Below are 15,695 nucleotides of genomic sequence, written 5' to 3'. Positions count from 1 at the left end.
TAAAGATTTAAAGATTCAAAAATCAAAAATCATTAAATCAACAAATCCCTTTTCATTTTTCATTCTTCATTTTTCATTCTTCATTATCCATTTTCAATTGTCAATTGTCAATTATCTTAACCGCCAGATATAATTTATTCATTACAAATTCCTCTTTGTTGGCACTCAATTTCTGCTGTGAAATTGTGGCAACAGGGAGGAATCCCAACTTTTTATAAAGTTCCAGTGCCGGCATGTTTTTCTCCCATACCCGAATCACGGCATAGGAATAATTCTCCGACTTTTCTTGTAAGTAGGTATTCAGCATCTTCGAAGCGATCCTCCGCCCCCGATAATCAGCATGCACCATTACCTCCGCTATATAGATTGCTTCTCCTACCGGGATATCACGACACGTATCAGCAGGAAAATCGGGATCTCTTTTTAAAGGGAAAGCGGCAAGCAATCCCACAAGCCGATTACCGACGAATGCCATACAACCGGATCCGTCTTGCAGTATATCATCCAATGTAACTTCCACCGTTTCACGGTCAATATGCTGGCTATAATCCCCGGTTGTAAAGGCATGCAGATAAAGCCCTATCAGTTGGCCTCTGAACTTAGGATAATTGTATTCATCCAGATCATAGATCTCAACTGTCCCTTTAATACTGTCCATATTCTTTTTAAACCAGCCGTAAAAGAGAGAACTTCCCGACACAAGATACATCGGTTTTCCCTTCGTAATGAACTTTATTATTCAACAAATTAAAATGAGGGATGTTCAAAAATTGGCGACACTTAACTTAACCACTTAGATATTCAGGTACCGGGCACTTAATCACTTAACCACCCGGGCACTCCCTTCCTTTACCAGCCGCCAACACGGCCACCGCCGCCACCCATACCGGAGAAGCCACCACCAAATGAACCGCTGCTCCAGTTTCCACCTCCTGATGAAGAGGATTTCGGTGGTATAGCCGCATGATTCACCGTATTGGAAAGCGTACTGTTGAGTGCATGGCCAAAAGCCGCAGGGTTAATGTATGTACCGCCATACCATGCGGGACGGTAAGAGTCAGGTTGCATGGAGGCCGAAAGGAAGGTTTTCTCAAACTTCTCACCCCACACTTTCTCCATATCCAGGGCAATCGCATAAGGGAGCAATTGCTCAAAAACGGCCGGTGTCACTGACGGAGGATTAAAAAACTGCAATTGTTTTTCTTCGGCAAAATCAAGGTACATCTTCAATCCCTCTATAGAAGAGCGATAATGTAATTTTCGCTCCCCGGGGCGCACGATCAGCCAGGCATACACCGGATACGCGACCACCATCAGTGGGAGTGTTATATAAAGCGCCATTTTATTCACCCGGAAACCAATCAGATTTTCATTTGCGAAATAGATAAGGATAAACAGATAGGCGATCATCACAAGCCAGGGAATAATATGGAATTTCAGATTGCGTCCTTCTCTCAGGACCGCCCCATATTGATGATTCAGACTTTTCCGATAAGCCTGCATCATATTTTCAATACTTCTATTATACTTCCCATCCAGATAAAAATTATCGCCTGATGAGAACAGGTACTGCATTACCACCCGCTCTTCAGGTGGAAGGGTTGCATCGTCCTTTTTCTTCATGGTAAGCGAATAGCATCTATCCTGCCGTATGCCGAATAACCCCTTTTTCCTGATCACTTCTTCTATAAAGATATAGCCCTTCACAGAAAGATTTACGATGGAAGTAGTAACAAGGTCGTCCAGGTACCACCCTTTGTACAGCATCCCCACACTTGCGGGCGAGAGCCCGTCCGGAGGTGTGAATTGAGGGATAACGACCGGCTTGGGCGGATCGATGCCAAATCGGCGCCAGGTATGGATATAGTAGAAGAAAAGCAATATGACAGTAATGATACTCACTACTGCCAGTCCATTTTTATCGAAGAAGGTCAGTTTCCGCGGTTGGACGGACGGAGGTTGCCGCACCGCTCCTTTAGTGAATCCGACCGAGAGGGTCAGCATTTCCTGTGGCGGCAAATCGACGGTGCCGATAAAGAGCGAACCATCCGCCCTGTTTTCCGCCACACAATTACTTTCAGTAGACCCGTAAGCACCGGCATAACACCGGTAGCTCAGTATCTCCGCCTTTTCCGGCAAATGCACTACAGCACTCACTGAATCGATGGTGCGATCAGATTCACCGTTCACGTTCCAGCTCAGTTCATCGTACTCGTCAAAGAAGCCGACCTGTCCCACTGTTTCATATACAATTTCATAGGAGTAAAATCCGGGCTGCAGCAATACATCTCTTTCACCCACATAAATGGTCATGTCTCCACCTCCGGTCTCGGTAAAAAACCCGACGGGATTGCCATCCTGCCGCACTTCGGTGATCTCATACTCCATCTTTATCCGGTTTCCTTCCCTATCCCGCCTTGTCAGCGGCAGCGAACGGGTGATGCCCCGTTTAAAGAGATCTCCCCGGGCGTAGATACGGATATGTTCACGCACAGTGATGACACCCGAACTATCCACGTTGATATCGGAATGGAACGTGTACACCTTTTCCTCCTGTGCTACCAGTACAGTGAAGGAAAAGAGCAGCAAAAGAGAGGAGATAAGTGACCGCATCAGAATTGTATCCGGGGAACCTCTTTTTCTGCCTCGTTATCAAGTTCGAAAAAGAGTGATTTGGTGAAGTTAAACATACCGGCTATGATATTGCTCGGGAATGAATCGATCACGATATTCTTCTCCCGCACCGTCCCGTTATAATATCGTCTCGATTTTTCGATATCCGACTCAATCACACTCAGCTGATCCTGTAACTGCAGGAAGTTCTGATTGGCTTTCAGTTCGGGATACTGCTCTGCGACAGCCAACAGCCGGATCAACGCAGCATTCAGGTTATTTTCTGCGGCTTCCTGCGATTTTATATCACCAGCCTGCATAGCGTTTGCCCGCGCCTGAGTAACCCGTTCGAAGGTGTCTTTCTCATGGGTGGCATACCCTTTTACTGTTTCCACCAGGTTGGGGATCAGGTCATGCCGTTTCTTCAACTGCACGTTGATACCACTCCACGCCTCTTCCACCATTGTACGTAATTTCACCAGTTTGTTATAGATTGATACGCCCCAAAGCAGCGCTATGACAACCAGTGCAAGAATAACCAATAAAATTCCCATATCTGTACCTTTTATTTGAATTGAAAACGGCATAAAGATACAATATATTTGCTGCTCTCAAAATGAACAGCAAATATATTTTCAGCATAACAGGTTTGATTACCCCTGATCAGATGATCTCTACCAGTGGCATCCCTTCCATTACTGTATCCCCCTGGTGAACGAAAATATGATGTACGGTTCCTGAGGTTTCCGATGCAATATCGTTCTCCATTTTCATGGCTTCGAGCACAAGAAGATCATCACCTTTTTCCACCCTGTCACCCTCTTTCACCATAATCTGAAGAATATTACCCGGCATCGGACACATTACGCAATATCCTTTGGGAGATTGAGTGTCATCGGCTCTCTGTACCTGCACACCCTCATTTTCGGGCGTATGCGGGATAACCTGGCCAAGAAGTGCTCCCCCCTCTTGTTCCGGCATGTGATTTTCAACCTGTGCATTCTCCCACTCTTTTTGCCGTTGTCCTTTCAGGTAATTTGCGGCAACAGCGGGAAATAATTCCAGCAGAAGTTCTTCTTTCTCATCTTTTGCAAGAGAGACGCCTCCATATCCTTCCAGAACGGGGTTTTCCTGACGTTTATAAGTAGAAGTATCATAAGGGACTTCTTCCCGTGTACCGGCAACTTGTAACCGGAATTCCGGATCTACCGGAACAGGTGTTTTTCCGTATTCTCCCTTTACAAGTGCTACAAACTGATTGGAAGGATTGGCATATTTGGGGCGGCCGTTCTTCAGGTTCAACGCCGAGCTCACAGCCTGTACTCCCACAATCTGGCTGGTGGGCGTTACCAGTGGTGGCAGTCCTGCGTCAAGACGGACACTGGGGATCAGTTTCATCGCCTCAGGAAGGATATCGAGCGAATTGACCTGTTTCAACTGTGCGACCATGTTAGTGTACATCCCTCCGGGAATTTCCGCCTCTTTGACACGTTCGTCAGGTTTTGGAAAATTGAAATAGGCTTCAATAGCATGGCAGGCATCCAGCAATGCCATTTCATCATTACGTTTGACCGCTTCAATAGCCAGATCAAACTTCTTGTCGATTTCAACCGGAAGGGTATCGGTCAATGGATTGAATGGCTTGGGGAACTGTTTTACGGCATCATATGCTTCCAATTCCTTCCGGATATCAAACAATTTTTCATTGATCTTCGCCACAGCCTCCATATCCACATCCAGCTCAATCCCCAGTCTCTTACAGAAAATATAAATCAATTCAATAGCCGGGGCTGCCGGCCCGCCTGCGAAATTCCAGATAACGGTATCTACGATATCCGCCCCATGGATGATGGCAGTGAGTACGGCTCCCAGTCCAAATCCCGGCGTACAATGGGTATGGAAATCAACAGGCACCTTCAGTTGTTCCTTAAACAAAGGTATTAGTGTGGCTACCCGTGAAGGTGGGATCAAACCGCTCATGTCTTTTATGGTAATCATATCGGCACCCAGGGCAAGCATCTCTTTTGCTTTATTCAAAAAGTATTCATCCGTAAAAATGGGTGTATGGGAGGAATGTCCGGTTTCTTGCTTCCGGGAAAGAAAACCAAATAATCCTCTTTTCTTCTTTTCGGGAGAAGGAGCCTCATCATATTTCGGATCTATGGTGTAACATACGGCACAATCAGCCATACCTCCATATTTCCTGATCGACGCTACACTCGATTCTATATTGTCCACATCGTTCAAAGCATCAAAAATACGCATGATATCCAACCCCGAAGCTACAGCATTTTTAAAAAATCCGTCGATAATTTCATCGGGATAAGGGACATAGCCGTACAAGTTCCGTCCGCGCGAAAGAGCGGTCAATTTAGAGACTCCCCCAACAACCTGATGGATCTTCTCCAACCTGTCCCAGGGGTTTTCATTCAAGAAACGCATTACCGAGTCAGGCACAGCACCTCCCCATACTTCCATGGCATAAAAATTGGCATCCTTGTAGTAAGGTAATACTCTGTCGACTTGCAATTGGTTCATCCGCGTGGCAAAAGCCGATTGCTGACCGTCACGTAACGTGAGATCTCTGATTAAAAGTTTTTGTGTCATACTAGTGGTTTTTTCTATTAAATAGGTTATACACTGCAAAAGTATAACAATAATAACTCACTTCCTACTTTAATTATGGAAAAATTTCCATAATTTGACCGAATAACTGAAAACAAAGAATTTCTCGAAAAAAAGCTGTAAATTTGACCTCAAAATAACAAATTTATATTTATGAGAAAACTCACTACTCTGATCCTGTCAAGCCTGTTTTTCTTACAGGCTTCGGCAATGGATGACGCACGGATGATGCGCTATCCCGACATCAACGGAAACCTGGTCGCATTTGTTTATGCAGGTGATATCTGGACAGTAAATGCCAATGGTGGTTCCGCAAAAAGAATTACCTCACACCGCGGTATCGAGTTGTTCCCCAAGATCTCACCCGATGGCAAATGGATCGCTTTCTCAGCCGAATATTCAGGAAGTCGACAGATATGGGTAATGCCATCCGGGGGAGGTACCGCGCGGCAACTCACCTTCTACAACCCGGTAGGAGAAATGCCGCCGAGGGGTGGATTCGATAACGTTGTGCTCGACTGGACACCCGATAGCAAACATATCCTCTTCCGGGCCAATCGCACGAGTTTCGGCGACCGTAACGGACGTTACTTCACCGTCAGTATCGACGGCGGATTTGAGGAACCGCTTCCCATCGTCAACGGTGGGTTCGCCACCTTTTCACCCGACGGATCACAACTCTGCTTCACCCCGGTCGACCGCGAGTTCCGCACCTGGAAACGTTATAAGGGAGGACGCGCCACAGACCTGTGGACATACGACCTGTCAAACGACCATTCACAACAGATCACTCAATGGACCGGTTCCGACCAGTGGCCCGTATGGCACGGCAATAATATCTTTTATGCTTCCGACCGCGATACGCGCCTTAATATCTGGCGCCATAACGTAACTACCGGCGAAAATGAGCAAATTACACGCCATAGCGACTTTGATGTGATGTGGCCCTCCGGCCGTAATGGCAAGTTGGTCTATGAAAACGGAGGTTATCTCTATGTGCTCGATCTTGCATCCGGCAGCAGCCGTAAGATAACCGTAGCCATCCATTACGACAATCCCAATCTGCAACCCTATTTCAAAAATGTAAAGGAATTTATTGGCAGTTATAGTCTCTCACCCTCCGGCAAACGGGCACTTTTCGAGGCTCGCGGCGATATCTACAGCGTACCCGTAGAAAAAGGAGAAATACGAAATCTTACCAATACTCAAGGTATCCGTGAAATCTCTCCCGTATGGTCGCCCGACGGTAAACAGATTGCCTACTACTCCGACGCGACCGGAGAGTACGAACTCTACATACTCGAAAATAAGGAAGGAGCAACCCCACGACAAGTCACCCACGGCTCCGCAGCCTGGAAGCATACGGCCGAATGGTCGCCACGCAGCACACACCTCCTCTACAGCGACCGCACTATGAAGCTATGGCTGGTGGATGTCGCCACTGGCAGGCAGACCGCTATCGACGAAGCGACTGCAGAAGAGATCAGAGATTACTCCTTCTCTCCCGATGGTGACTGGATAGCCTATAGCAAATCATCTCCCAACTACCAATCTGCACTCTGGGTATATCAGCTTTCCAGTGGCCGTAAGTATCAACTTACCGATGCCACTTTTTCCGACAGTAACCCGGTATTCAGCCGCGATGGAAAATTCCTCTTTTTCCTCTCCAATCGCGACTTCAACCTCGCTTTCAGCAGTTTCGAGTTCGATTATCTTTATAACAACGCTACCCGTATCTATTCCCTTCCACTACGTGATGACGGCACAACCCTCACTCCCTACAAAGAAGACAAGGAACCCTATGGTGGGGAGAAAGACGATAATGCGAAAAAAAACGGGATAAAAAGTACTGCAAAAGAAAAAGATAGAGATAGTGATAGTAAATTGTCGGAAGAGATAAAAGTAAAGATAGATATAGATAACGCACGAAACCGGATACAGGCGTTACCCCTGCAACCCGGCAACTATCGCATCATTGGTGCTGTAGAAGAGGGGCTCCTGTATGCCACCGGAAATAAGATCATGCGTTACAATATCAACGAAGAAAAAGCTGAAGATATCCTTGACGAGACTGGTTACGGCATCCTTGCGGCAGATGGAAAATCGTTTATTTATCGCCGGGGTAATAACTACGGTGTAGCAAAAAATCAGACAGGACAAGCTGCCGGCACAGGTACGATCAATCTTGACAACCTCAATATGAAAATCGATCCCCGTGCCGAATGGAATCAGATCTATGCCGATGCATTCCGTATTTTTCGTGACTACTTTTACGTGAATAATCTGCATGGCGTGGACTGGAAAGGTATTCGGAAAAGTTACGGAGCATTGCTTCCTTACGTACCCAGCCGATTCGATCTCGACTATATCCTCAACGAAATAGTGAGCGAGACCAATACAGGCCATGCATATGTCGACTGGGGTGATATCGCACGGGTAGACCATATCAATGGAGGACTATTGGGTGCAGAATTAGAAGCTGACCTTTCCACCGGCCGATACAAGATACGGAAAATATATCCCGGCGAAAACTGGAACGAAAGCCGTCGATCTCCTCTTACGGAAAGTGGCATTAACGTAAAAGAAGGTGACTATATCATCCGCATCAACGGGCAGGAGCTGACCACTGCGCAAAATCCTTATGAACTGCTCGAGAATATGGGCGACCGGCATATCGAACTGACAGTCAACAACAGCCCCTCGGCTTCGGGAGCAAAAAGCTATAACGTTAAAACTATCACAAGCGAACAGGAGCTAAGATATATGGACTGGGTGAATCAACGCAGGGAAATGGTCGACCGTCTCTCCGGCGGCAAGATCGGCTACATTCATGTACCCAATACGGCTGTCGAAGGCAATCGCGAACTTTTCAGGGGGATGTATGCCTACCATCATAAAGAGGCGCTTATCATCGATGACCGGTACAATGGCGGTGGCTTTATCCCCGACAGGATGATCGACCTGCTTAACCGTCGCACCTTAGTTTACTGGCACCGTAACGGATTGCCACAACCGATGAAAACGCCCGGTATCGCACATGACGGACCCAAGGCAATGCTTATCAATGGCTATTCCTCTTCCGGCGGTGACGCTTTCCCTTACTTCTTCCGTAAAACCGGAGAAGGCAAGTTGATCGGTACCCGCACCTGGGGCGGACTGGTTGGTATCTCCGGTAACGCCCGCTTAGTGGACGGCGGCTATATCTCCGTTCCCCGCTTCGGTATCTACGATCAAACCGGTGAATGGATTATCGAAGGTATTGGCGTCTATCCCGATATAGAGGTGATTGACCGCCCCGAAGAACTGGCCAAAGGAAACGATCCCTCTATTGAGAAAGCGGTAGAGGTACTGCTTGAAGAACTCAAAACCAATCCCCGTCCTCAGGTCACTGTACCCGCACCACCTAACCGTTCCCAATGGATTGAGGTGGAGATCGAATAGGTTTTGCATGTTAAATATAAAAGATAAAACCAGGGAACAAAGCGATAGTTCCTTTGTTCCCTGGTTTTATACTTATCTGTTATCTATCGTACGGTATTGGTTCGCCACGGGCTGTCAACTCATTATACAGAACCGTTTCCTCACTGTATTTCTTTAATCCTTCTATGGTTACTCCTAAAGCTGCGGCGATTTCTTTTAATCCTTCCCAATGGTTGGAAAGTGAGAAAAACGTATTCTACCACGGCACTATCAGCACTTTTACATAGTAATATACCAATACAACCATTTATGTTAGCTTGTTTTATCAACTTCCTATTTATCAGTACACCTCATTCCTTACACAACATAACTAAACTACGTAAAAGTAAGTGAATATAATCTTTTTAGTAAGATAATTCGCAGATTCTTTCATTTAAAATCCGTATTTTTTCTATCATATCCTCAAAAGGCAGAGATTCGCCATAAATCATTGTTTCCTGCATTGTGGCGTAATCTTTTCGCCATGCTTCTATAATATGGGCAGGAGGAACAATTCGAATACTTTTGGGGAGTAATGTTGAATAATCAAAATCTTTCAACCCGATAAATATCCGGCGATGTTCAATAACTGAGCGATACAGTCTTTCATCTGTCAAAGCCTCTTCCGCTATCTGAGTATTCATTATTTGTACAATATCGTATAAATGACGTGACATACGTTCCGTCCGCATCAAATCGTAGGATTTGGAAAACTCTTCATGCAGTAGGAACACTTTTTCCAAGAATGTACGTTGAGGAACAACCGCCCTTACTTCAAACTCCGCTTCACTAAATGGCGCGTCAGTGAACACTTTATCTATGAATGAATTGAGAAGGACAGGAACAACGGGCTCACTCATTGATCTCCCGCTAACTTCAACAAGTACTTTATGACGGATATAAGGCATTTTATCTTCAAAGACTGAGGAATATTCCACTTCGATAATCTCCGGATCTGTCGTCGTAACCGGAGTGATATTCACGTGAATAGTAAACTTACTTTTATCGACACCGATTTCTACTAACCTTTCACCTAAATCATATTGCAATTTCTCCCTGACAAAAGTGCAGGAAGCACGCCGGAGCTTGTCACTGATTTGTGTTTTAGACAATTTGCCACTGAACCCTAAATATTCACGGTCGATAGCTATATCCGCATCTTCCGAGAATCTACGGATCAGCCCCCAGCATTTACTAAGCGAAGTACCTCCCTTGAAAGAGCAATGTTCCCTGTAAGGTAATGAAAACAAAGCACGCAAAACGGTTGTCACCCACCAATCCTTTTCAATGATTTGCCCGTTTAGTCCGTTTTCAGCTTGCACCCTTTGTATAATATCCTGTTGGTCTTTTTTTGATAAGTCTATGTATTTCATTCTTCCAATAATTTTTTACGCACCCAGGCAGGAGCTAACTGAATATCCTTTTTTATTTCATCGGTAGGCACGTTCCTTAGGTGGGATTTGATAATTCCCATTTGAATATCTGTTACATTTCCTTCTCCGATTTCACGCATGGCGGTAACGATCAGCATCATCAAACGTGATTGATAAGCGAAATTACGCATTTCGGAGGTATGTTTGAACAAAATACCTTTTCCTTTACCGATAGTAACCCGACGGGGTGAACCGTCCGTGATGAATACCGCATTGGCCGGTACTTGAGTAGATAGTCCCAACAAATTAAGAACATACGCCCCCGTCGGAGCTATTCTCACTTTGTCCCGTTTGGCTATCCCATTGGCTATCTCCTCAATGCCGGGGGGTATGATCCCGCTTCCCCATTTAGTATCAATCTTCGGATAATAATAAATGCCGTGCGCCACACGAACAAGAATATCAGAACGGCATAAACGGACCAGTGCGGATCTGATGGCATCAGACGTGCCTATTGCCGCAAAATCATCCGGAAAGAAAAGAGTGCCACGTTCAGCAGATTCTATTTTTTGTTTTATTTCATTATAAGTACTTTGCATAATTAGCTAAGTTTTACTTTGCCACAAATATATAACAAATTTGTGGCAAAGTAAAACCATCTCTCTATACTTTCCCTCTTAGATAGTCTATAACGAATATATTATTTTTTGCAGTCAAAATTTATGTTGTGTTGAAAATGAATAGAATACTTACAGACAATAGGTTAGGATTGGATACCAACATAAATGGCTACGCAACATATGAATTGTTATGTTGTGCACAACATAAGATTTCGACCGCTACCATACATTGGAACCCTCTATGGAAAAAGAGTAAATTTGTATGCAAGAAGAATGTAGAGGACTCTTTCTTCAATGCCTTTACATCCTGATAGTATCTCTAAATGTGATTGTATTTTGTTCATTTCGTATGCCATGGTTATTTGTCTTTTGAATAGTTATATAGGTCTTTAGTTGTATTCGGGTTATCCCATGGAGGTTATTTCCCGGGCCACTTGGCTTATAACTATGTCGGTAAGTGAGATATAATCTTTTTGTTGACTATTTCCGGTCTTTTAACAACTGTTCCAAAAGGGCACTTTTTTCTTTCTCCAGTTCGAGCATCCGTTCATACAGAGCGGTTTTTTCCTTGGTCAGTTCGAGAAATTGTTCAATTGCATTATACGTGTAAGTACAATTTTCACTTGTGGATGCTATATTGCTTACGCTTCCCTCTTCAAATGTATTGTTTTCAATGATATAAGTTACCGGATCTTCTTCGAGTTCCTTGATCAGTTCAGGGGCTACGTTCAACGCTTTGGCAAATTTATCAATCATCTCATCCTCAATTACCTGTTTTTTCTCGTAAAAAGAGACAAGCGTCTGACTGATTCCCATATCGGCGGCCAGCGCTTCCTGTTTTTTCCCCAACGTAGTCCGGAAACGTTTGACGGCGTGCCCATGATGCGTATTTTTATTCCTTGATCTTTGTTCAACTGTTTCCATGCCAGTACATTTTTATAGGGTTTTATATAATATCTTCAAAGATAGTCAAAATTTTTCTTTGTAATAAATACGAATCCCAAATTAATAAATACGAACGCCCTATATTCTTCATACGACTTGCATATCCATATCTTTGTCGAATAATTAAAATTCTCTAAAAAAAAGGATATGAAAACATAACAGCATTTAAATCGAATTATTATCTTTGTGTCGTAAAACTACGGTACGAAATAATATAGCGCTTTTTTGGTCTTCATAACGAATCCGCAAAATTCAAATCTCGAGGCCAAAGAATGGAAGCGCCCTTAGCAATAAGGGCGTGGACATTGTCTTATTCTCGAGATGAGGCCCTTGCGGAGCCTAGTGATTGGAATAACGACAATCGTCCGCGCCTCTTTTTATATCCCCGCATATATACATCAGAGTGTATAAGGGATAAGATTTCAGAAATCCGGCTATCGGCTGTCTTACTCTGTAATCAAAAATCTATACTTCGCCCGCACGATTGCCCGTTACCGCACCGGGTTTCAGTTCTCTGCAAACTCTCTCCTCTCTCAGCCGGCTTTAGCCGGAAATAACCGTTTAATTTTTCAATAAACGCCGACAAGGCATTTGCCGTTTGTAACGGATCAAATCCACCGTCGGCGGGTAAATACATAGCTTATACAGACGTAATGATGATTACGGGCTATAATATGCTGAATATCATTGAAATATATAATTAATCGGTTCGTAATAACATTTACTAACACCTAATCATTTATTAATCAATCTAAAACAAAATCCAGGAATGAAACATGTAATTTTAAGTTTAGTGAAAGGGATGATGTTTCTCTTAATGTGGACATCTTCTGTCTGTTTATCTGCACAAACCGTAACGGTGAAAGGAATGATTACCGACGCAGAGGGTGAATCATTGATCGGGGTATCTGTAATGATACAGGGAACATCAACCGGCACAGTGACCGATTCCGAAGGAAACTTCATTTTAACGAATGTGCCTTCGGACGCGATATTGGAGATCTCTTATGTAGGGATGGTTTCCCAAATTGTAGCCCTCGACGGAAGGACAACACTCGAAATAGTGCTGCAAGAGGATGTGGAAACTTTGGAAGAGGTGGTAGTAGTCGGTTACGGTGTGCAAAAGAAAGTGAATGTCACGGGGGCTGTGGACGTCATCTCTGATGAGAAACTTAAGAATCGACAGTCCCCTAATGTCTCGCAACTATTACAAGGTGCCGCACCTGGTTTAAATTTATCCATTGGGAACAATTATGGGTTTCAGCCTGGTGCGACTATGGATGTCACAATTCGGGGAATGGGATCTTTGAATGGGGGAAGCCCGTTAATTTTAATTGATGGATCACCGGGTGATATGAATTTACTAAACCCGGAAGATATAGAAACAATATCAATCTTAAAAGATGCGTCTTCATCTGCGATCTATGGAGCACGGGCCCCTTACGGTGTAATTCTTATAACTACAAAGAAAGGTAACCGTAAAGAGAAAGTCACTATTAATTTATCCTCGAACTTAATGATTGAGAATCCCATGCCGCTACCAACAATGTTAGATTCATGGACACATGCACGTGTCTTAAATGAAGCGGGAAGAAATGGCGGCGGGAGTCCTATTGGAAATGAAACAATCGATCGGATGATCGCATTCCAAAATAAGGATTGGGATTATTTACGGGAGTCAATGCCAAATTGGCCTGAAGGAGCAACGAACTTTGGGGCGTACCCTGAAGGGAATGTTTGGAACAATGCAAATTTAAACTATGCAAATACGAACTGGTGGGATATTTATTTTGGTAGCGCAATTAATCATAAACACAACTTAAGTATTTCAGGAGGTGCCGAACGTTCATCTTATTATCTTTCCCTTGGTTATTTGAATCAAAATAGCGTTATCCAATATGGAACAGACTATTATAACAGGTTTAATCTCATGGGTAAATTTGAATTCGATATAACCGACTGGTGGAGCGTTAGCTACGAACCCCGGTATAGCAATAGTGTCAGGGAAAGGCCGAATATGACACAAGCGGAAACTGGTGATTATGATCACATGTTTAGACATCTATTGAGATCGTACCCATGGACACCCATGTATAATGGATGGGGATCGCCGGAAGAAGGAGGGGGTTATATTATGGAATCTCATATCCCGACAATACTGTCGGGTACGGATAAATCAGATATAAGAGATTATTGGAATACTTTAAAAACCGAAATAAATTTCATGGAAGGCCTCAAGCTGAATGCCGACTTTACTTATAACGATTACTCACGAGTATATACCCGAGTGCATAAGACAGTTTACCTTCAGAACGTGGATAAAACATATTATCCCTTTGGTAATACCACGCCAAACCAATATGAACAGACGCATTACAGGAACAATTTTTGGACTTCAAATATCTATGCTACGTATAATTTGAATATTAATCAGCAACACAATTTTTTATTTTTAGTAGGATCTCAATTTGAAAAAGGCAATAACATTACTTTGAATGGTTTTAAAACTGACATGATATTTCAGGATGTACCTTCTCTACAAACTGCCACAGGAGAAGCAATCGTCAATCAGTATTTATCAAACAACGCAACACAGGGATATTTCTCCCGATTGGGATATAATTTCTCGGATCGCTATATGCTTGAAGCAAATTTCAGATATGATGGGTCCTACGTATTTACGAAAGGAAATCGCTGGGGATTTTTCCCTTCCTTATCAATAGGATGGAATATGCATAATGAGACATTTTGGAATGTTCCTCAAGAATATATCACTACTTTAAAAATAAGAGGATCTTGGGGACAATTAGGGAATCAAAACATATCTCCATACAGTGATCTGGCTTTAATGCCTATAAATACAGGAAAATTGAATTGGATTTTTCAACCGGGAGGAACCCGGCAAATTGGTTATACAAGCGCGCCGGGGATAATTAATAGAAATCTGACTTGGGAAACTTCTACTACTACAAACATGGGACTAAATGTAGGGTTATTTAACAATAAACTTCAGGTTGACTTTGATTTATTTGAAAGACTTACTACGGATATGGTCGGGCCGTCGGAGCCTAAACCAGGCGTTTTAGGAGCCAATGTACCCCAGTCAAATAATGCAACATTAAGGACCAGAGGGTGGGAATTAAATATAAATTGGAGACAGAGTATAGGAAAAGACCTATCTTATTTTGTCAATGCAAACTTGTCAGACTATAAATCTGTCGTCACACAATATTATAACCCCAACAATACACTTTCTACCTGGTATGAAGGAAGGGTTGTTGGTGAAATTTGGGGATACACAGTAAATGATTTATTTCGATCCCAGGATGAAGTTGATTCATATTTATCAAAAATTGACCCTTCATTTATCGCTGTAAACTGGAGACCTGGTGATATAAGATATGAAGATATCAACGGTGATGATATTATTGACAATGGGAAAAACACATTAGATGACCATGGTGATTTATCGATTATTGGAAATTCTGAACCCCGATTACAATTTGGCGTAAATTTAGGAGTCTCATATAAAAACTTTGATTTCTCGATGCTATGGAAAGGTGTAGGTAAAAGAGATTATTATTTCAATCAGAATGCAGTATTTTATTGGGGTATTATGCGATCATGGTGGGATTCAAATATTGACGCGAAAGGTAAACATTTGGACTATTTTAGGGATGAACCTGGTACAAAATATTATGGACTATATGAAGGCGATGCAAATATTAACACTGATGCTTTCTTTCCACGTACATATCTGGATAGTACGAATGATATTAAAAATAGAGGACATGCAAATACCAGGTATCTTGTAAATGCAGCATATCTGAGGTTACAAAATATACAATTAGGATATACTCTTCCCGCCAGAATTACTTCAAAATTACATCTACGTGATGTGCGATTATTTTTCTCCGGGGAAAATCTACTTACAATTGATAATCTTCCCAAATTGATTGATCCCGCAGCTATAGTCGGTTTTAACGAAATAGCAGGTGCTGCAACCTATGGGGCAGACAGAATTTATTCGTTTGGATTTTCAATTACCTATTAAAACATT

The 15,695-nt window shown here is 43.2% G+C and carries 10 protein-coding genes; 2 read left to right on the top strand and 8 right to left on the bottom strand.

Features of this window, described 5'->3' with window-relative positions; translation table 11 throughout:
* Nucleotides 1–100: 100 nt before the first annotated feature.
* From PSM36_RS07060 to PSM36_RS07045, 4 genes are all read right to left on the bottom strand, one after another.
* On the bottom strand, nucleotides 101–658 hold the full coding sequence (locus PSM36_RS07060) for a GNAT family N-acetyltransferase (protein ID WP_161947553.1): 558 nt from the start codon (nucleotides 656–658) through the stop codon (nucleotides 101–103).
* Between the two features lie 191 nt (nucleotides 659–849).
* Nucleotides 850–2,613, bottom strand: coding sequence for a DUF2207 domain-containing protein (locus PSM36_RS07055; protein WP_076930165.1), 1,764 nt, complete (start codon nucleotides 2,611–2,613; stop codon nucleotides 850–852).
* A complete protein-coding gene (locus PSM36_RS07050) occupies nucleotides 2,613–3,167 on the bottom strand; it encodes a LemA family protein (RefSeq protein WP_076932111.1) in 555 nt (184 codons plus the stop codon). The genes PSM36_RS07055 and PSM36_RS07050 overlap by 1 nt, the downstream gene beginning before the upstream one ends.
* A gap of 109 nt (nucleotides 3,168–3,276) precedes the next feature.
* A complete protein-coding gene (locus PSM36_RS07045) occupies nucleotides 3,277–5,220 on the bottom strand; it encodes a biotin/lipoyl-containing protein (RefSeq protein WP_076930162.1) in 1,944 nt (647 codons plus the stop codon).
* Nucleotides 5,221–5,391: 171 nt separating this feature from the next.
* On the opposite strand from PSM36_RS07045, the gene PSM36_RS07040 reads away from it, so the two are divergent.
* The gene (locus PSM36_RS07040; RefSeq protein ID WP_076930158.1) at nucleotides 5,392–8,679 is read left to right on the top strand and encodes a S41 family peptidase; all 3,288 of its coding nucleotides are present in this window, start codon (nucleotides 5,392–5,394) and stop codon (nucleotides 8,677–8,679) included.
* 383 nt (nucleotides 8,680–9,062) lie between these two features.
* Here the strand turns inward: PSM36_RS07040 and PSM36_RS07035 are convergent, their stop codons facing one another.
* From PSM36_RS07035 to PSM36_RS17320, 4 genes are all read right to left on the bottom strand, one after another.
* Entirely contained in the window at nucleotides 9,063–10,070 is a 1,008-nt protein-coding gene (locus PSM36_RS07035) for a nucleotidyl transferase AbiEii/AbiGii toxin family protein (RefSeq protein WP_076930155.1), read from the bottom strand.
* Nucleotides 10,067–10,669, bottom strand: coding sequence for a DUF6088 family protein (locus PSM36_RS07030; protein WP_076930153.1), 603 nt, complete (start codon nucleotides 10,667–10,669; stop codon nucleotides 10,067–10,069). Before PSM36_RS07030 ends, PSM36_RS07035 begins: the two co-directional genes overlap by 4 nt.
* Nucleotides 10,670–11,170: 501 nt before the next feature.
* Complete coding sequence (locus PSM36_RS07025) at nucleotides 11,171–11,614, bottom strand: helix-turn-helix domain-containing protein (protein WP_076930149.1); 444 nt, start codon at nucleotides 11,612–11,614, stop codon at nucleotides 11,171–11,173.
* Between the two features lie 478 nt (nucleotides 11,615–12,092).
* On the bottom strand, nucleotides 12,093–12,272 hold the full coding sequence (locus PSM36_RS17320; protein WP_154670977.1) for a hypothetical protein: 180 nt from the start codon (nucleotides 12,270–12,272) through the stop codon (nucleotides 12,093–12,095).
* A gap of 132 nt (nucleotides 12,273–12,404) precedes the next feature.
* Between PSM36_RS17320 and PSM36_RS07020 the strand changes: the two genes are divergently transcribed.
* On the top strand, nucleotides 12,405–15,689 hold the full coding sequence (locus tag PSM36_RS07020) for a SusC/RagA family TonB-linked outer membrane protein (protein ID WP_076930145.1): 3,285 nt from the start codon (nucleotides 12,405–12,407) through the stop codon (nucleotides 15,687–15,689).
* The last annotated feature ends 6 nt before the right edge of the window (nucleotides 15,690–15,695 follow it).

The organism is Proteiniphilum saccharofermentans, assembly GCF_900095135.1.
GTDB lineage: Bacteria > Bacteroidota > Bacteroidia > Bacteroidales > Dysgonomonadaceae > Proteiniphilum > Proteiniphilum saccharofermentans.
Note: the sequence above shows the minus strand (reverse complement) of the source record. Positions and strands in the feature narration are given on the sequence as shown.